The sequence below is a fragment of the Roseivirga sp. UBA1976 genome (assembly GCF_002336325.1).
Taxonomy (GTDB): domain Bacteria; phylum Bacteroidota; class Bacteroidia; order Cytophagales; family Cyclobacteriaceae; genus Roseivirga; species Roseivirga thermotolerans.
The window spans coordinates 29,837-48,000 of sequence record NZ_DDDQ01000098.1 but is presented as its reverse complement, the minus strand read 5'-3'; the positions used below and the strand labels follow the sequence as shown (position 1 = coordinate 48,000).

13 protein-coding genes, 1 pseudogene and 1 riboswitch are annotated in these 18,164 nt (G+C 42.7%); of the genes and pseudogenes, 7 read left to right on the top strand and 7 right to left on the bottom strand.

Annotated features, from left to right (window positions below; translation table 11 throughout):
* Positions 1 to 185 precede the first annotated feature (185 nt).
* The gene (locus tag B3763_RS09670) at positions 186 to 3,266 is read left to right on the top strand and encodes a cadherin domain-containing protein (protein ID WP_286746024.1); all 3,081 of its coding nucleotides are present in this window, start codon (positions 186 to 188) and stop codon (positions 3,264 to 3,266) included.
* Positions 3,267 to 3,395: 129 nt separating this feature from the next.
* On the opposite strand, the gene B3763_RS09665 is transcribed toward B3763_RS09670, so the two are convergent.
* The 4 genes from B3763_RS09665 to B3763_RS09650 form a co-directional block, all read right to left on the bottom strand.
* Positions 3,396 to 4,262 carry a sugar phosphate isomerase/epimerase family protein gene (locus tag B3763_RS09665; protein ID WP_286746022.1) on the bottom strand — a complete coding sequence of 289 codons (867 nt, stop codon included), beginning with the start codon at positions 4,260 to 4,262 and terminating at the stop codon, positions 3,396 to 3,398.
* A gap of 569 nt (positions 4,263 to 4,831) precedes the next feature.
* A complete protein-coding gene (nqrF, locus tag B3763_RS09660) occupies positions 4,832 to 6,136 on the bottom strand; it encodes an NADH:ubiquinone reductase (Na(+)-transporting) subunit F (protein ID WP_189631563.1) in 1,305 nt (434 codons plus the stop codon).
* A gap of 126 nt (positions 6,137 to 6,262) precedes the next feature.
* Positions 6,263 to 7,540, bottom strand: coding sequence for a homoserine dehydrogenase (locus B3763_RS09655; RefSeq protein WP_286746019.1), 1,278 nt, complete (start codon positions 7,538 to 7,540; stop codon positions 6,263 to 6,265).
* Positions 7,537 to 8,604, bottom strand: a complete 1,068-nt coding sequence (locus B3763_RS09650; protein ID WP_286746017.1) for a homoserine O-acetyltransferase family protein — start codon at positions 8,602 to 8,604, stop codon at positions 7,537 to 7,539. The genes B3763_RS09655 and B3763_RS09650 overlap by 4 nt, the downstream gene beginning before the upstream one ends.
* Positions 8,605 to 8,761: 157 nt before the next feature.
* A riboswitch (SAM riboswitch) is annotated at positions 8,762 to 8,888 on the bottom strand.
* Positions 8,889 to 9,011: 123 nt separating this feature from the next.
* Here B3763_RS09650 and B3763_RS09645 point away from each other — a divergent pair.
* From B3763_RS09645 to B3763_RS09635, 3 genes are all read left to right on the top strand, one after another.
* Positions 9,012 to 9,908, top strand: coding sequence for a LysR substrate-binding domain-containing protein (locus B3763_RS09645; protein WP_189631560.1), 897 nt, complete (start codon positions 9,012 to 9,014; stop codon positions 9,906 to 9,908).
* A gap of 62 nt (positions 9,909 to 9,970) precedes the next feature.
* Positions 9,971 to 11,152, top strand: a complete 1,182-nt coding sequence (locus B3763_RS09640) for a threonine synthase (protein WP_286746015.1) — start codon at positions 9,971 to 9,973, stop codon at positions 11,150 to 11,152.
* A gap of 13 nt (positions 11,153 to 11,165) precedes the next feature.
* A complete protein-coding gene (locus B3763_RS09635; RefSeq protein ID WP_286746013.1) occupies positions 11,166 to 12,086 on the top strand; it encodes a YeiH family protein in 921 nt (306 codons plus the stop codon).
* A gap of 234 nt (positions 12,087 to 12,320) precedes the next feature.
* Here B3763_RS09635 and accD read toward each other — a convergent pair whose 3' ends face one another.
* Entirely contained in the window at positions 12,321 to 13,163 is an 843-nt protein-coding gene (gene accD / locus B3763_RS09630) for an acetyl-CoA carboxylase, carboxyltransferase subunit beta (protein ID WP_189631557.1), read from the bottom strand.
* 188 nt (positions 13,164 to 13,351) lie between these two features.
* Between accD and B3763_RS09625 the strand changes: the two genes are divergently transcribed.
* Both B3763_RS09625 and B3763_RS09620 read left to right on the top strand, forming a co-directional pair.
* Entirely contained in the window at positions 13,352 to 13,939 is a 588-nt protein-coding gene (locus tag B3763_RS09625) for a TetR/AcrR family transcriptional regulator (protein ID WP_189631556.1), read from the top strand.
* 1 nt (position 13,940) lies between these two features.
* The gene (locus tag B3763_RS09620) at positions 13,941 to 15,014 is read left to right on the top strand and encodes a 3-oxoacyl-ACP synthase III family protein (protein ID WP_286746009.1); all 1,074 of its coding nucleotides are present in this window, start codon (positions 13,941 to 13,943) and stop codon (positions 15,012 to 15,014) included.
* Between the two features lie 20 nt (positions 15,015 to 15,034).
* On the opposite strand, the gene B3763_RS09615 is transcribed toward B3763_RS09620, so the two are convergent.
* Positions 15,035 to 16,183 (bottom strand): DUF4221 family protein, encoded by a 1,149-nt coding sequence (locus B3763_RS09615; RefSeq protein WP_286746007.1) that lies wholly within the window; start codon positions 16,181 to 16,183, stop codon positions 15,035 to 15,037.
* A gap of 421 nt (positions 16,184 to 16,604) precedes the next feature.
* On the opposite strand from B3763_RS09615, the pseudogene B3763_RS09610 reads away from it, so the two are divergent.
* Positions 16,605 to 16,748 (top strand): annotated as a pseudogene (locus tag B3763_RS09610) (ketoacyl-ACP synthase III); the annotation flags it as partial.
* On the opposite strand, the gene B3763_RS09605 reads toward B3763_RS09610, so the two are convergent.
* The gene (locus tag B3763_RS09605; RefSeq protein ID WP_286746005.1) at positions 16,729 to 17,850 is read right to left on the bottom strand and encodes a hypothetical protein; all 1,122 of its coding nucleotides are present in this window, start codon (positions 17,848 to 17,850) and stop codon (positions 16,729 to 16,731) included. The pseudogene B3763_RS09610 and the gene B3763_RS09605 overlap by 20 nt on opposite strands.
* Positions 17,851 to 18,164 lie beyond the last annotated feature (314 nt).

The following is an 18,164-nucleotide window of genomic DNA, read 5'->3' as shown; positions in this document are numbered from 1 at the left end:
TTTTGTCCCTTTTAGGTATGAATTTGCCGGTTTTCGAGCGATAGCTTTAAGGCCTGCCAACGGGAAAAAGTAGGGTAATTTTTAGCTTGTTCGTATGATTGATGTACAACACAGAGGCCTATCAGAGTACTGTGCTCCTAAAGTGAGCAATAATTGTTAAATTTTATTGACCAAACGACACGACCATGAAATCACTTCATTTTTCATGCAGGGAATTTTTTTGCCTTATACTGCTTGTCCTCCTTTTGCCGCTGCATACATTTGCCAATAACACCCCGGCTTGGGCACAAAATCTGGAATTCGAGTTTTTGACCCAGCGTACCATTCGTTGGTCGCTCGATGGGCAACCAAAACTTAGAGTTCAAATAACCAACAATGGAAACGATGCAGTAACCAATATTGCTTTTGACTTTAGGGCCGATGATCAGCCACAAAATTTTCCCGGCTGTGCCACTTTTCCTAATGGAGGCTTTATAAATCTGGAACCTGGTGAGTCTACCGTAGTTTCTGTATGGTCCAATTGCTATTTTGGCGATGGTCTTCAGTTACCTCAGGGTACTTCTGAGCATGTGGGTGAATTCAGGTTTGAAAAGGCAGGAGAGCAATTTGCCTTGAGAGAATCTTTTACCATAATAAACGATGGTGGCCGAACAGAGCCAGCACTAACGGATGGTGATAATATGACTATTGCCGGTACCATTCGAATAGCCGGAGGCTATATGCCGCAAGCCAACCTGAAGGTTAAAACTATTAAAAGCCAGGAGTACAGTGTAGAAACCCGGCCTGCCGGAGAAGGACTCCTTAGCTTTGAGTTTGAGGCTGCCGACCGATCTGACTGGTTTTTGGTTTTGAGTGGAAATGTGCAGGATATGCCCAATGTAAATTTCCCTAATAAAACAGTTAAAGTAGCCTCTTTTGACGACCCGACAAAAATTGAGATTGATTGGGCTCCTCTAGACTATGAGTATCAGGTGGAATTCAGTCTTACACAAGCCATTGTAACCCCCACCGGTTTTTGGAGAGGGGCGGTTTCAGAGCAAGAAAGAACAGTCGTGTTTATTCCTGGCCAGGAAAATTGGTTCGGAAATTCCGATACAGAGAAAAACGTCTACAGGGTTCAGTCCACCATTTACAAATACAATTTTGATGGACAAAAACTATGGGAGTATCAGCCCGGATACGAATGCTGGGGAGGCGATATGAGCCCTGATGGTTCTAAAGTAGTCTATCAACTTGTTCCAAATGGTGGAACTTACGGTGTTGGAGTGCTCAACGGAGAAGATGGCTCTCTGCTTTGGAAGAAAGAATTTACTCAGCTTAATTCTTCTGCCAGGGCTATAGAAGGTCTTGAGGCGGTTCTCAGTAACGATGCCTCTCTGGTAGCTGTGGGAACGGTACCAACCGGAGTGGTTACACTTTTTGATGCCAATACCGGTGACATTATCAGGCAGGTGCCTAATGCACCCGATCAGGGAGACAACTGGGGTCAAATACGCTTTCTGGCTTTCGATGAGGCCGATGAGTACCTCTATGTGGGTTCTGGAGATAACCACCTGAGAAAGGTGAGGGTGGCCGATGGACAACTCATCTGGAAGGCATTTATTGGTGGTTGGCCTTTTGTAAATGGGCTTAAATTTTCATCGGATGGTTCCTTTATAATTACCGGCACCAAATCGTTCGACCAGGCGCGTGTAGATGTGGCTACAGGAGAAACCGTTTGGATTAACGATACAGGTTCGCTCGAAGCAGAGCTTTCTGATAACGATCGGTATGTGGTGAATTTTGGCGGAGACATGATGGATGCTGAAACAGGCGAATACATTGCCTTTTTGAGGCAAGGAGCTGAAACTCACTTTTTTGCCAACGATGAACTGGTGGCCAAGCTGGATCGCAATGTCCAGGTCTTTTATCAGAACGGGAAACAAATGATGGGCTCGGAGCCAAGTGGCGGAGGCCAGGGTGGAGGGGAGCAGTCGCAATGGTCTTACATGAGTGCCGATGGATCGCTGGCCATTATTGCCTATCGTGATATGGTAACCGATCCGGGGAATCAGGTAGGAATAGCTTTCTACTCGGGGGCCGTAGAACGGGTAAGTCTGGATCCGAACGATGATCCCACAGATATTTCGCTCAGTGCGGCCAGTCTGGACGAAAACAACGAAAGCGGAGCAGAGATTGGCCTGCTTGCAGTAACAGACCCGGATTCGGAAGATACCCATGAGCTGGTGCTTATAGAAGGAGCTGAAGACAACGATAAGTTTGCCATTGATGGCAATAAACTGCTGGCGCAAGAGGTACTCAATTATGAAGAAAAGAGCCGTTATACTGTAGTCATAAAAGCAACCGACTCTAATAACGCTTCTTTTGAAAAGAGTTTTATTGTAACGGTCAATGACATCAACGATGCGCCAACAGGTATTGAGCTGAGCGAGGATGAGGTGGCTGAGAATCTGGATGCGGGAGCAACCGTGGGTAGCTTATCGGCTACGGACGATGACGCGAATGATACGCACACCTTTAGCCTGGTTTCCGGACAAGGCGATACGGATAATGCTTCGTTTACCATTGAGGGAGGAGTAATTAAAACTGCTGATCTTTTCAACTTTGAGGCAAAAAACGAGTACTCGATTTTAGTGAGAGCGGAAGATAGCGAAGGGGCAACCTTTGATCAGCAACTCACAATTGCCATTATCAATGCCAACGATGCACCTACAGATATTGCACTTAGTAATGCGACCGTTCAGGAGCAACAAGATGCGGGCACTGAGGTAGGAACCTTTTCAACAACCGATGAAGACGCTGAAGACACCCATACCTATTCGCTAGTGGCGGGCGATGGCGACACCGATAACGCCAGCTTTTCCATAGCAGAAAACAGCCTGCTCACCACGGCCTCCTTCGATTTCGATTCGCAGTCTTCTTACTCCATTCGGGTTCGCTCGGCCGATGCTTCCGGACAAGCGGTAGAAAAAGCTTTTACGGTAACCGTTGAAGTAATTACCGGCCTGGAGGTTGATCCTGAAATTCTGGAAGGCGCTTATCCCAATCCCGTATCGGATGTGATTACCATTAAAATGGCCTCGCAAGCCTTTCCATTTCAGATGTCAATGTTCGATTTGGCAGGGAATACCGTATTGCCTACGAAAGAGGTACAGGCAAAGGAGTCGCAAATCAATGTTTCTCGTTTTCAGGAGGGCATATATTTACTGAGCATTCGAGATGCCAAGGGCAAGGTAGTACGCAAAAAAATTCTGGTGGTGCGCTAAGCAAGCTCCTATTTCGTACTGCATGTGCCGATTGGTAACTGAAAAATAAATCCTTCATTCTAAAAAGAGTTTCTCGCTCTAATTGGAATGAAGGATTAAATGGATCATTCCATCAACCTTCGGTTAGACTTAGCCTTTAACCAATTTGCTCAGATAATCGGCATTGTCTTTTGCGCTTTGCAGGGGTGTAGTGCCATCGTATTTCTCCTGTTCAACTATGAGGTGTTCCATTCCATATTGCCTGGCGGCTTTCAGAATGGTTGGGTAGTCGATGCTGCCAGTACCCAAAGTGCAGCTGGCATCGTGGGTGGTTGCATTTTTCTCCCGGTCTTTCACATGCGAAAGCTTAAATCGGTTGGGGTATTTTTTCATCCACTCTATGGGATCTTCATTGGCCGTTACCACCCAGTATATGTCCATTTCAAAGTCTACCAGATTGGTGTCAGAGTCTTTCATAAAAATGTCTTGAGGATACACCCCGTCTAACTGGGTAAAACTGTAGGCATGGTTGTGGTAGGCAAAACGCAGACCATTGGCTCGGCATATTTCCCCTTTCCGGTTAAAATCTTCAGTAGCACTTTTATATTCATCGAGTGTTTGCATACTTCGCCAGGGGCAAATGAGGTACTTCATGCCAATTTCTCCCGCTTCGGCCGCTTTGCGTTCAAAGTCTTTGTCAATGTCGCAATGGCTGGCCACTATTTCCATACCCAGCTCGTCCATGTAGGCTTTAAACTCTTTATTGGTCATGCCCCAAAACATGCCTTGAGGTCCCTCGTAGCTTTCTATTTGCTTATAGCCAAAAGAGGCCAACTGAGCTAATACTCCTCTGGGGTCTTTGGGAAAATCTTCGCGTAAGGTATACAACTGAATACCAAAAGCATTGCTTGCGGTTACTTCAGCTTCTTTCTCGGTAGCGCAGGCATAGGGCGCTAATGCCAGACCGGCTGCAAAACCACCGGCTTTTTTCAAAAAGTTTCTGCGTTTCAGTGTCATAGTATTAAGGTTCAGTGTTGAATATACAAAATGACTACATTAATTAGATGAAGCTAAGAATAGTCGACCCTTTATAGTATGCTTTTCCCTTTTGTATCCCTGTTTCTGGCATTCTTGTTTATGATAGTAAAGATTGTATTGCATATATACTATTTACTCAAGGGAGGGGAAATAAAGGGAGTTGATGATTTTACCTCTGGACACTTTTTGGAAGTATTTGGCCCTTGGTTTATGAGGTACAGGCTTTTGGAGAATGAGGTTGAGGGGCTAAGAGAGAAAGCTCTCTGGGTGAAGATCTTCGTAGGGTTGTATTACTTCGCTCTCCTTTTATTTGTTCTGAGTATCAGTTTGTGGTGAGAAGTTCGATAAGATCAGGCTTGCCATGCATCTTGTCTGCCCATGTGGATGTCTAAGTCTGATTGTTTTCATTCTGAGCGATGTCGAAGGATCTGCCCATTGTTTGTAACTGGCTAGTATCTGTGTGGTAGGTAAACTTGTGTTGTGGAAAAATGAATAACAAAAAAGCCATCTGCTTTCACAGATGGCTTTCAATATTCTGTTGGGTTTAATTAACCTCCGAAGTCGTCAAAAGAAACGTTTTCATCAGGCACACCCCAGTCGTCACACATTTTGAGAACCGCTGCGTTCATCATTGGAGGTCCGCAGAAGTAGAATTCTATTTCTTCAGGGGCATCGTGCTTGCTCAAATACTGGTCTATAACCGCCTGGTGAACAAAGCCGAGGAAACCGTCTCCTTCTTTATCGTGAATATCTTTCTTCACTTTCCAGTTGTCTTCAGGAAGAGGCTCAGAAAGCACCACAAAGAACTGGAAGTTAGGGAACTCTCTTTCTATTTTCCTGAAATCTTCCAGGTAGAAAAGCTCTCTCTTAGATCTACCACCGTACCAGTAGGTTACTTTTCTTCCGGTTTTTAGGGTGTGGAAGAGGTGGAAGAGGTGAGATCGCATTGGAGCCATGCCGGCACCACCACCAATGTAGAGCATCTCTGCATCGGTAGGCTTAATAAAGAACTCTCCGTAAGGTCCTGAAATGGTTACTTTGTCGCCAGGCTTTCTGGTAAATACATAAGAAGAGCAGATACCCGGATTCACATCCATCCATTTGTTGTTTGCTCTGTCCCACGGTGGGGTAGCAATACGGATGTTCAGCATAATGATGTTTCCTTCAGCCGGGTGGTTGGCCATAGAGTAAGCTCTGAACACGGGTTCTTTATTCACCATTTTCAGATCCCACAGGTTAAACTTATCCCAGTCGCCCTTAAACTTGTCCGGGCCGGCAGGGTCTTCCGGATGAGGTTTTATGTCAATATCCTTAAAGTCGCAGGTAATTGGCGGCACGTCTACCTGAATATAACCTCCCGCTTCGAACTCAAGGTGTTCTCCTTCAGGAAGCTTCACCACAAATTCTTTAATGAAAGATGCCACATTGTAGTTAGAAACTACTTCGCATTCCCATTTCTTAATACCGAAGATTTCTTCCGGTATTTCAATGCGCATATCCTGCTTCACTTTTACCTGGCAAGAAAGTCTAACACCTTCTTTTTGTTCGGATCTGCTCAAGTGGCCTACTTCTGTAGGCAACACATCTCCTCCTCCTTCTTTCACTGTACACTTGCACATGGCGCAAGTTCCTCCACCACCACATGCGGATGGGAGGAAAATCTTCTGACCCGATAGTGTGTTCAAGAGGGTAGAACCTGCCGAAGCAATTACGGGATTCTTCTCATCTCCGTTGATGATGATTTTAACGTCTCCCGACTGCACCAGCTTTGATTGTGCATAGAGCAGAATCAGAACCAATAGCAAGATTACCACAGAGAACGCAACTATTGAAGTAATAATGATAGATGACATCTACTAAGCGATTTTAAATCAATATTTTGTATTATAGCCAGACTGGCCGTTAGGGCTACAAATATATTGACTAAAAGATTAAATCAGTAAGAGAACCTGAAAAAAGATAGTTGTCCGGAAAATGGCCTAAACAGTGATTCTTTCCCTGATTTTTTGTCCTTTCTTTAGTTCTGAAATTTCCTCTTTTAAGTCAGATACACACAGGTTGCCCAGACTGGTCTGACATGCTTCTGCTGTGAGAACTACATTAATATTGGGATTGTTTTGCCATTGGCTTTGCTGAAGCTTGCCAATACAAACGTGCCCCACAATATAGCAGTGATCAAAGCTGAAGTATTTCTCCTGAATGTTTTCAAAGTCGGTAAGATCTACTTCTTCCGGTGAATTATAGCTGACATATACTTGCACGGGCGATTGATTACTGAAAGGTAGCTGACCTAAGTTATAGTGTTTTTTATACTCATACTTATAGTCGTAGCTCAATGCCGATATATCGGAGAGCACGGCTGCTCCGGTTGGCAAGCTTCCGGCTCCTTTGCCAATGAATAATTGTTCATCGCAAAATTCACCATGAATGGTCACTGCATTGAACTCATTTTCAATGCTAGCCAGGCTGTGATTAGGTTCTACAAATTGAGGGATAACAAAGCCATATACTTTGTCACCAATTCTGCGAGCCTGGGCTACCAGCTTAATGGTTAGACCATGAGCTCTGGCATACTCCAGGTCGGCCGCTTTGAGGCGGTCAATACCCAGATTGGTAATGTCGTTTGGGTGCACATGAATGCCAAAGGCATGGGTAAGCAGAATACTTAGTTTGTATTTGGGGTCATAGCCCTGAACATCCAGCGTGGGGTCACTTTCGGCAAAGCCGAGTTCCTGAGCTTGTTTAAGAGCTTTAGGGTAGTCGATCCGTTCATTAAATATTTTAGTGAGGATGTAGTTGGTAGAGCCGTTGAATATGCCTCTAACCTCTAGCAGCGGTTCATGTCCAAAATATTCTTCAAGGGTACGAATAATAGGAATACTGCCGCAGACTGCTCCTTCGTAGAGCACCGCTTTTCCTGTTTGCTCCTGCAGTGCTACCAAAGTCTCCAGGTTTTCGGCCACCATTTTTTTATTGGCCGTAACAACCGATTTCCCCGCTTTGAGTGATTCTGTTACAATGTAAAATGCCGCTTCGGCATCATCAATTAGTTCAACCACTATGTCAATAGTTGGGTCATTGATTATCTCCTCTTTTTTGGTAGTAAAGAGTTGAGCCGGCAGTTTTCTTTTCTTCTCGGGGTTTTTAATGCAGATTTTGCTGATTTCACCCGCAAAGTTTCGGGAGTTATTCAACGTTTCGTAAAGTCCCTGGCCAACACAGCCAAAGCCAAAGAGTCCGATATTGATGTTTTTCATGGGTGCTCGTTTAAGAAGTTTTCGATGTGGGTTGAAATGGTTTTGGCTTCTACTAAAAAGCCATCGTGTCCATAGTTTGAGTCTATAAAAGTGAGTTTTGAATGTTTTATTCCGTGAGCCAGTATTTGCTGGTCGTTGCGGGTAAATAGTAAATCTGAATTAATACCTATCACCAGTGTGTTGGCTTTCACCCGTTTGAGCGCCTGCTGTACTCCGCCTCTTTTGCGACCTACATCGTGCGAGTCCATGCATTTGGAAAGCGCATAGTAGCTGTGTGCATTAAAGCGTTTCTGAAGTTTTAAACCCTGATAGCGTTGGTAGCTCTCGGCATTAAAGCCGTCAATCTTTTCCTGGCCATCCTCCTGGTTTTCATTATAGATTTTATCCGTTCGGTAAGAAATCATAGCCATGGCACGTGCAGCTTCCAGTCCCTTCCAGCCACCTTTTGGCGAGCTCGAGAAAAAACTTGGGTCGGCTTCAATAGCCATGCGTTGAGCAGAGCGTATGCCTATTCCCCATGGCGAACTTTTGGCCCCGGCTGCAATAATGCAGAGGTTTTCAAAAAGTGTAGGGCTTTCAATAGCCCACTCCAAAATTTGCTGCCCACCCATGGAACCTCCAAGGCCCAGGTAAATGCGGTTTATGCCCAGATGTTGCCTGAGCTGCTCATGGGCTTTTACCATGTCTCGAATAGTGAGCAATGGAAAGTCTCTCAAATAACGCTCACCGGTGGCAGGGTTGAAGTCTTTAGGCCCTGTACTCCCATAGCATGAGCCTAGTATGTTGGCACAAACAATAAAGTGTTCGCTCGGATTAATGAGGTATTGTTCGCCTACCAGTCCGGGCCACCATTCCAGCGGGTTGGCATTGGCTGTAAGGGCATGGCAAATCCATACGACATTAGATTTACTGGCATTTAGCTTTCCGAAGGTATGATAGGCTATAACCGGATCGGTAAGAAAGCTGCCGTTTTCCAGGCTAAAATCTCCTTTTATAATAAATTGTTGTATAGCGTCTGGCTGAGCACTGGCTACAGCCGACCCTTTAGGGCTTTGAATTAACATGTTCTGAATGATTTGTGTGAAAAGTGGATTAGAAGGTGTATGGCCTAGGCACAACACATTCGATCAGAACAAATAATGGTAATAAGCGCTGCCTGTTGGGTGGCTTTCACCCAACCTCTGAAAGGTTTTGTAATTGGATTAGAAAGCATGTTTAACCAATTTATATTCTCCCGAATGCCACCTGGCACCCATTTTGGGATCAGGATTTAGCACCTTTTCCCGATGGATCGGGAGTGGTTGCTAGCGCTTCATAGAGCCTGTCTCTCCACGCTTCTTTATAAATCGATTCGTTCCCTTTGAATCGGGATTGAATGACTTGATGGTGCAAACGTAACAGGCGTTTTTCACATTTCAAAACAAGCCAAAGGAAATTTAAGTAAGCTCAAAGAGCTTCTTATATTGCAACCATGCTGTCTGTATCGTATGAAGTATTCTATGCTGTAGCCTGCCACTTGAGTTTTTCTAAGGCGGCCGAGGTGCTTTGTATTTCTCAGCCTGCCGTAAGTAAGCAAATAAAAAAGCTGGAATCGCTTATTGAAGTGCCGCTTTTTGAGCGCCAGGGAAATGCCATTGCACTTACTCCTCAGGGCGAAAAAATGCTTACCTATTTAAGAGAAGCCAAGTTGATTCAGAACCGAATGGAGGCGGATGTAGAGATCATAAAAAGCCGGATGACAGCAAAGGCCGAGCTTAAAATTGGAGCTAGCACCACACTTTCGCTTTACGTACTGCCTAGGGTGCTTTCTTCTTTTCGTAAAAAATGGCCGCTGGTTAAAATTACCCTAATCAATCGGAATACGGAAAATGTACTTAAAGCTTTGAAAGCACATGAAATCGATTTGGCGGTGGTAGAAGATAAGCAAGAGTCTAATGCGCTGCATTATGAATTCTTTATGAACGACCGCATTGTGCCAGTGTGTTCTGCGCGTAGTCCTTTTGCCGGGCGAGAGGTTTCTATGGATGAGTTTAAGGCCGCACCACTGGCCATGAGAGAGATTGGCTCAGGAACTCTTTCGGCTTGGTCCAGAACCATGTCTAAATGGAATATTAAAGCGAGCGATCTCAATATAAAAGTTAGGCTTGGTGGCACGGAAGTGTTAAAGAACTTTCTTATTGAAGATGATTCTATTGGGTTTCTCTCTCCGCTGGCTATAAAGCGTGAAGTGGCTCTGGGGCTTCTTCAGGAGGTGAATATTCCGGGGCTACTCATAGAGAGAAGTTTTAATTTTGTCACAAGGACGGGAGAAAGCCTCACCGACACCACCCGGGCGTTTATCCGCGAGGCAAAGAGTGTTTATAACTAACGGTTATAGGTTGTTACATTAATTCATTTGATTGGTTATGATTGACGATGCAGTTTTGCGGCATGCATCAGTCTATAGCTCCTTCCATTTCACTGGCCACTCATCTGGAGTGCTCTCATTGTAATAAGCACTACCCTCTAAACACTCTTCAGACCTATGCCCACTGTTGCCAGAAACCATTGGTTGCTAAGTATGACTTTGCCCAGTCGCTTCGCCCGGAAGACCTGGCCGGTAGGCCTGCTACCATGTGGAGGTATCAGGAGGTTCTGCCCATTTTGAAGGATGATCATATTGTATCGCTGGGTGAAGGGATGACCCCTATTCTTAACCTGAAGAAATTAGCACAGTCCTATGGTTTAGAGTCTTTGAAAATGAAAGACGAGTCGCTGAACCCAACCGGATCGTTTAAAGCACGTGGTTTGAGCATGGCAATTTCTAAAGCCAAAGAGTTTGGAGTGAAACACTGTGTAATTCCTACAGCAGGTAATGCAGGTGGGGCTATGAGTGCATACTGTGCCGCAGCCGGTATGCAGGCTACCGTGATAATGCCAAAGCATACGCCCAGAATTTTCCAGGACGAATGCCGGTATTTTGGTGCGGAGCTAATTTTGGTTGATGGGCTGATTGATCGGTGTGGTGCTTTGGCCGCAAAACTTGAGAAAGAGACCGGAGCGTTTAATATATCTACTCTTAAAGAGCCGTATCGCTTAGAAGGTAAAAAGACCATGGGCTATGAGTTGGTGGAGCAACTCAACTGGAATCTACCCGATGTGATTCTTTATCCTACTGGTGGAGGAACCGGGCTTCTAGGTATTTGGAAGGCCTTTTATGAAATGATGGACTTAGGTTGGCTCGATTCTTCCGCACGATTGCCGCGTATGATTGTTGTGCAGGCTCAAAATTGTGCCCCAATAGTGGATCGATTAAATGGGGTTGACAGGTCAACCAAAGCCTATCGTGAATCGCTGGCCAATGGTTTGGCTGTGCCTACAGCCTTTGGGGAAGATATGATCATGGAAGTTCTTTATGAGTCGGGAGGAACGGGTATTGCCATTAGTGAAGAAGAAATGGTTGCAGGAGTAAAAGAAATGGCCGCTTCGGAAGGTGTATTGGTGGCTCCTGAGGGTGCTGCATTGCTTAAGGCTATACCTAAACTAAAAGCGTCACAGCATATTTCTGATACTGACAGCGTACTGATGATCAACACCGGTAGTGGTTATAAGTACTTAGAGAATTTAGACTAGCTAAAACGCAGCTATGGGGTTTTGGCAAAAAGGGCTTACGGTTTTGGCTTTGCTGCTGTGTTTCGCGCTTGCCTTAGATCCGGCCATATCATTAAGTCTAGGATTCGTTTTTAGAAATAGCCTTGGGGCGGTCTTCGAAAATCAACTGGCAAAGGTCAGACACTTTTTATTGCAAATAGTCATTGTTTGCTTAGGGTTTAGCATAGACCTTAATCAGGTATTTACCGTGGGCAGTGAAGGCCTTTGGCTCACATCACTTTCGGTGTTGGTGGTTGTTTTGGGAGGAGTGTTATTGGCTTTCCGCCTTGGCTTTAAGGGGAAGTTGCCACAATTAATCACCTACGGAACTGCTATTTGTGGAGGTAGTGCCATTGCTGCCGTGTCTCCCTTGGTTGGGGCTACGCCTAAGGATACATCGTCCGCTCTGGGGGTGGTCTTTCTGCTCAACGCTCTTGCTGTTTTTATTTTTCCGGCAGTTGGCGCAGCATTAAACATGAGTAACCATCAGTTTGGATTGTGGTGTGCTGTGGCAATACACGATACGAGTTCTGTAATTGGCGCAGCGGGTGTTTTTGGAGACGAGGCACTTGAGTTGGCAACTACTGCCAAGGTAATGAGGGCGCTGTGGATATTGCCTTTAATTCTTTACTACTCGCTTCGTAAAGGAAGAAACGGTTGGGGTTCTCCGCCACTGTTTATTGTTTTGTTTGTAGCGGCTCTTACGTTGGCTTCTTTTTGCTCTATACCTCCCCATTTAAAGACTTTCACTTTGGGAACTACTAAGTCCTTAATGTCTGCCGTACTTTTTCTAATGGGTGGTTCACTGTCTTTAAATATGCTCAAAAGTTTAGGGGCTAAACCTCTGGTGTATGGAGTACTTTTGTGGGTTTTTATCGGTTTAGCTTCAGCTTTAGTTATTCAAATAATGTTTTAGGGTTACTTACTTAGGTCGCAAGAAGTATATTTCTGAACCTTGCCTCCATTTTTGTCTTCACAAATGGCTGTTAAAAGACGCTGTGAGAACACAGCTTGTGGCTCGTATACTGGTCTAACAAATGCGATCTAAATGAGTAACCCTATGATGTTTTAAACCCAGTAGGTAAATGGAGTAGGGGGAATAAAAAAGGGTGTTGCCATGCAACACCCTTTCGGTCAAGTCTTTAGTAGTTTAGTCTTTAAGCATTTTGAGCAACGTGGTCAGTTGGTTTTTCAAATCCCTTCTGTCAACTATGAAATCAAGGAAACCATGCTCTAGCACGAATTCGGCACTTTGAAATCCTTTGGGTAAGTCTTTACCCACTGTATCTCTAATTACCCTTGGGCCTGCAAAACCAATAAGAGCACCGGGTTCGGCAATATTAAAGTCACCTAACATGGCATATGAAGCGGTTACTCCTCCCGTTGTAGGATCAGTGAGGAGAGAAATATAAGGTACTTTGGCTTCGCTCAGAAGAGCAAGCTTGGCAGAAGTCTTCGCCATTTGCATGAGCGAGTAGCCGGCCTCCATCATACGAGCACCACCCGATTTTGAGATCATCAGAAAGGGTGTTTTTGTTTTCAGTGCATGGTCTATGGCACGAGATATTTTTTCTCCTACCACTGACCCCATGGAACCACCAATGAAGGCAAAATCCATACAAGCTACCACAAGATCCAGCCCGTTCATTTTACCGTGAGCCGTGCGAACAGCATCCTTAAGTCGGGTGCTTTCCTGAGTAGCTGCTATTCGTTTGGGGTAGGGCTTGCTATCTACAAACTTTAGCGGGTCGCCAGAGCTCATGTTGGCATCCAGCTCTGTGAACTTGTTGCCATCGAACAATATTTCGAAATACTCTTTGGAGCCTATTCTTACATGGAAGCCATCTTCAGGGCTTACATACGCATTGTTTTTCAATTCTCGGGTGTGAACTATCGTTCCACCGGGGGTTTTAAACCACAGGCCGTCAGGCGCATCTTTCTTCTCTTCAGTGGGTGTGGTTATACCCTTAACTTTTCTTTGAAACCAAGACATATCAACTGGTTTTTGTTGAGTTTACTCAAGTGAGTTGGCAAAAATACATCAAAAGTCATCACCAGCCAAAGCAAAGCCAAATGCATGCGTGCATTTAACATTTACAGGCAATTTTCATGTAAAAACCTTTGAATTCTAATCATATAGTCTTTTCCTTTGTGCGGAATGAACGTTCATTCCGCAAAATAATGGTAGAACATTTAACCGCAGACAAAAGAACGCTAATCTTGCAAACTACGCTCGATCTCATGACTGAGTATGGTTTTCACGCTACTCCCATATCGCTTATTGCGCAACATGCGGGTATTGGTGCAGGCACCATTTATCGGTATTTCGACAACAAGGAGCACCTCATCAATGAATTGTTTACCGAAATTAAAAAGCGGGTAATTAAAGCCATGCTGCAAGACTACCGCGAAGAAGGTACTTTTAAAGAACGGTTCAAACACTTGTGGAAGAACCTTATTCGCTACTGTATTGATCATCCTAAAGAATTTCAATTTGTGGAGCAGTATAGATATGCTCCCTTTGTGAGCAATATGACGCGCGAAGAGACCTTCATTATTCTAGCCCCCATTATGCAGTTTTTTATAGAGTCGAAAAGAGCCAAAGCAATGAAGGATCTGCCTTTGTACACTATTATTGCACTGCTTTATGGGCCAATTGTATCATTGGCCAAACTACACCTCGATCATAATCAACAATTAACCAATGACCGCCTGGAGCAAGCAGCCGAGGCTTGCTGGGATGCGGTTGCCTATAAATCTGAAGAATAATATGCCGAATGTAATTATCAATGGTGTGGGGAGTTGCATTCCTGACCGTATTGTAAAGAATGAAGATTTTCTGAATCATGAATTCTATCAGGAAAACGGAGAACCCTTTGCCTACACCAATGAAGTGATCATTAAGAAGTTTGAGCAAATTACCGGAATTAAAGAAAGGCGCTATGCGGCCAAAGGGCAGTTATGTTCGGAACTGGCTTCAATAGCTGCTTCCAGAGCACTTGAAAATAGCACGGTTAGTAAGGAGGAGCTCGATTACATTATTGTAGCACACAACTTTGGAGATTTGGATGAAGGCTCCAACCGAATTGATATGATGCCCAGTCTGGCGGCTAAGGTAAAACACAATCTGGCCATTGAAAATCCCGCTACCTCTTGCTACGATATTATCTTTGGTTGTCCCGGTTGGGTACAGGGTGCCATTCAGGCTACCCAAATGATTCGCTGTGGCGATGCACGTGCAGTAATGGTTATAGGTGCCGAAACACTAAGTAAAATTGTGGACAAGCACGACAGGGACTCTATGATTTTTGCCGATGGTGCAGGAGCTGTTATTTTTCAGGCTACTCAAAACCAAACAGGAGGGTTCCTTAGTCAGGCTTCCAGAACTGACGCTTCCGTAGAGTTACAGTATTTGGCTATGGGCCCGTCATATAAGCCCGAGCTAAGTGCCAATGGGAATAAGTTCATAAAAATGAAAGGGCGTAAGATTTACGAGTATGCTCTCATTAATGTGGCCGAGGCTATAAAGAGCGCCATTGAGAAGGCTAACTTAGACCTAAACGATATTGACAAAGTACTCATTCACCAGGCCAATGAGAAAATGGATGAGGCCATTCTGCTGAAACTGTATAAGCTTTATGGTTACGAGCCGGATGTGAACCAGCTGATGCCAATGACCATCAACAAACTCGGAAATAGTTCGGTGGCAACTATTCCCACCATGTTAGACTTGATTCTGAAAGGGAAGCTCAAAGGACATGAGATTAAATCTGGAGACCATTTGGTCTTCGCCTCCGTTGGTGCCGGTATGCATATCAATGCGATGGTTTATCAGATGCCTTAACAGAGACAATGATTTTTGAATTAATGGCTTGTTATTACTAGCTTTAAAATCCTTGTTTTATCTTCCTCCGTTTGATATTTGAGTAAAGGAACCAAATATATTTCATTTGTAAATTTGCTGAAAATGGGTGCCACGGGCTCATTAATAGCCACCTCTTTAATTAGGTTAAAATTACTATCAAATATTTGAAGGAAGTTGCTCAACTGGCTTTTTCCCATATCGTCATTTATCACCTGTTTGGCTAGTCTAAAATATAGAGCATTTGAAGGATCATAGCCCAATTGCGAAAAATAAATACCTTGATTAAGATGGCTTAATAAATAAGCATAGTCAGTATATCTATCTGCTGGGAAGGCCTCTCTTTTACTAGGAAATCTTTTGGTCTTACCTCCGTATTCCTGTATCAATTCAGTGTGAAGATTGTATTTGTATATGGTTGGAGAGAATTTAAAATTGAATACTATTTCGTTATTATTTACAATAAAGTAATGATCGGATAAATTGCTGTAATAGCCCTGATTTGGGTCATCAACAAGAGTTTCTTTTGGAGAATAAACTGGTAAATCCGATATAGAATCAGTAGATAAATTGAGGAGGGCAAAAATTGACTGCTTTGGTTCATCTAAAATCTTAGGAAGATCTGCACTAATCAATTTTTTTGAAATGAGTAAAGTGTCCTTGTTATAAACTTGTAACCCACTGATTCTGTACGCGGATGGATTTGCCAAGTTGTTTTCGAATTTATCTGATTGAATTCGTTTGACTATCTTCCCCTCACTATCAGCTATGTGGAGATATTTTGCCCCAAGTATAAGATATCTGTCTAAATATCGAGTAAAGTCTAACACTCGATCTTCTATAAAATTTGGCCCGTCTGAATCGAATGTTAGGAATTCAGTAGTCTTTTTGGAATCTAGACTAAATAGTATGAAACTTTTGATGTCTCTGCCTTCAAACAGAATTAAGCTATCTTTTCCGATTTCTTTCCAAAACGTTGAATTATTTGAGATAAATAAATCTCCATGTTCAAAAAATAGTTCTTGGGTTTGAATTTCAATTTGTCTTTCGTGGTTTTCTTGATTCTTTTGGTCTTTACAACTGATTAATAAAACAAAGAGTAGACTTAGAATGGCACTACTCTTTGGTATTTCCAAGTTAAAGTTCTTCATATCCTAAAGCGGTGCACAACTTGAATTTGGGCCATCCAAAGGCACAGTGATTGTAAACGATTCATTAGTGTCGAGATTGTAAAGAGTTAAAGTACTTCCAGCGCAGCAATTCATTAGAGCTGCAACTACAGCCGATGTATAATCAGAGTTGCTGTTGGTGTAGTAGTACGTGCCGTTACACTCATTAGCTTTTAGACTTGTGGCTAATCCAAGAGTAGCTACGAATAACAGAGTTAAAATGATTTTTTTCATAGTGCTATGTTTTTTCTTGAATTTGTCTAATTCAGATTTTTAATTTAGGCTCATGTTATGTCAGTGGTTATTTTTTTTTTTGAACGGCATATGTCAATGAAAGATAAATTTTAATAAAAAACGACTGTTTAATCTGTGTTAATAAATATTATACTTTTGATATTTGTGTAACTCGGTGGCTACCGTTCCCACCATGTTAGACTTGATTCTGAAAGGAAAACTGGAAGGGCACGAGATTAAATCCGGAGACCATATAGTCTTTGCTTCGGTAGGTGCCGGCATGCATATTAATGCTATGGTTTTTCGATTATAGATTCATTCTTAATTTCGAAAGTAATTAATTCATATGTAGATTCTTTGGTTCTCTTGCCTGAGACGAAATAAATAATGCCATCATTTATAAAGGGCTTATCAAATATTCTATCATTTATTTTAAACTCCTTAACTCTGTTTAGATGCTTATCTAGCAACATAAGGTATCTTACGTCATTGTTTGTTCCATTCTCATTTGTTACATATTCGGATCCAACCCGAACAAATAGTTCATTTTTTTCATCATATGCGATATCTGAAAACTGAACTCCGTTGTATAGGTAATTTGTGGTGGCTTTGACATCACTTATTTGGTTAGAGGGAAATGCTTCTCGCAAATTGGGAATATGAGCAAATTCTCCATTACTTACTTGTGCCAACTGATTTCTCAAATCATAAGAATAAAGCTTTGATGAAAACTTAAAATTGTAGACTATAGTTGAGTCTAAGTATACAAAGGAGTGTCTAGATTGTCCATCATAAAAGCCCTGAGTTGAATCATTAATCAATGCTTCTTCTGGTGAGAAAATAGGTATATCATAGAAGGAATTCTCCCTCAAATTGTAGACAAAAAATATACTTTGGTCAACGCTGTCCTTTCGATGAGCAAAAATTGAAGATTCTAGCCATCTGCTAAATAGAAAAGATTGGTCTGAAAGCCTATTGAATCCCAATACTCGAAAATTGTCATTAGATGTTAATGATTTTAGTTTTCTTCTAACACTTACATTACCCGTAAGGTCAGCAATTGTGAAGTAATTATTCGTTACAACGTAAAGCTTATCATCTTTGATGTCTGCATCTAAAACATGGCCTTCGAAGAAATTAGGGCCATCTTTTTCTAACTCAAGGTTAAAAATAGGCGTTTTCGTCACTAAATTGAACAGTATTAGTTGCGAGCTTACACCGTCAAATACTAAAAGACTGTCTTTACTAATTACTTTATTTAATAAAGGGTAGCTAGAAAGAAGTAGTTCGCCATGTGAAAGCTCAGATTTACTTACCTCTATTCTAAATGATAGCTCGTTTGTATTGGTTTTAGATTCAAACTTGTTGCAACCGAGAAAAATGCCGATACATAAGAGTATCGGCAATTTGATCATTAAATTTCTCATCTTATTGCGGTGCACAACTCAAATTTGTTCCATGTTTAGTTACACCATGTGTTCCATCAATGTTTCTACATACATCTATGTAATAGATAACGGAACCAGAACAGCAATTTAGATTTGCATTATTTCTTAGTTGCTCAATCTCATCTTCTCCACAAACATATACCGTGTCATTGGTGTAACATCCTCGGCAAAACTATTAATAGCAATAAATTAAAAAATATATTTATTCTTAGTTTATAAAAATTTATAGGGTTACTTACTTAAGTCGCAAGAAATATATTTCTGAACCTTGCCTCCATTTG

Coding starts and splice junctions, on each gene's coding strand:
- B3763_RS09670 (WP_286746024.1), top strand. CDS start 186: ATGAAATCACTTCATTTTTCATGCAGGGAATTTTTTTGCCTTATACTG.
- B3763_RS09665 (WP_286746022.1), bottom strand. CDS start 4,262: ATGACACTGAAACGCAGAAACTTTTTGAAAAAAGCCGGTGGTTTTGCA.
- nqrF (WP_189631563.1), bottom strand. CDS start 6,136: ATGTCATCTATCATTATTACTTCAATAGTTGCGTTCTCTGTGGTAATC.
- B3763_RS09655 (WP_286746019.1), bottom strand. CDS start 7,540: ATGAAAAACATCAATATCGGACTCTTTGGCTTTGGCTGTGTTGGCCAG.
- B3763_RS09650 (WP_286746017.1), bottom strand. CDS start 8,604: ATGTTAATTCAAAGCCCTAAAGGGTCGGCTGTAGCCAGTGCTCAGCCA.
- B3763_RS09645 (WP_189631560.1), top strand. CDS start 9,012: ATGCTGTCTGTATCGTATGAAGTATTCTATGCTGTAGCCTGCCACTTG.
- B3763_RS09640 (WP_286746015.1), top strand. CDS start 9,971: ATGCATCAGTCTATAGCTCCTTCCATTTCACTGGCCACTCATCTGGAG.
- B3763_RS09635 (WP_286746013.1), top strand. CDS start 11,166: ATGGGGTTTTGGCAAAAAGGGCTTACGGTTTTGGCTTTGCTGCTGTGT.
- accD (WP_189631557.1), bottom strand. CDS start 13,163: ATGTCTTGGTTTCAAAGAAAAGTTAAGGGTATAACCACACCCACTGAA.
- B3763_RS09625 (WP_189631556.1), top strand. CDS start 13,352: ATGGTAGAACATTTAACCGCAGACAAAAGAACGCTAATCTTGCAAACT.
- B3763_RS09620 (WP_286746009.1), top strand. CDS start 13,941: ATGCCGAATGTAATTATCAATGGTGTGGGGAGTTGCATTCCTGACCGT.
- B3763_RS09615 (WP_286746007.1), bottom strand. CDS start 16,183: ATGAAGAACTTTAACTTGGAAATACCAAAGAGTAGTGCCATTCTAAGT.
- B3763_RS09605 (WP_286746005.1), bottom strand. CDS start 17,850: ATGATCAAATTGCCGATACTCTTATGTATCGGCATTTTTCTCGGTTGC.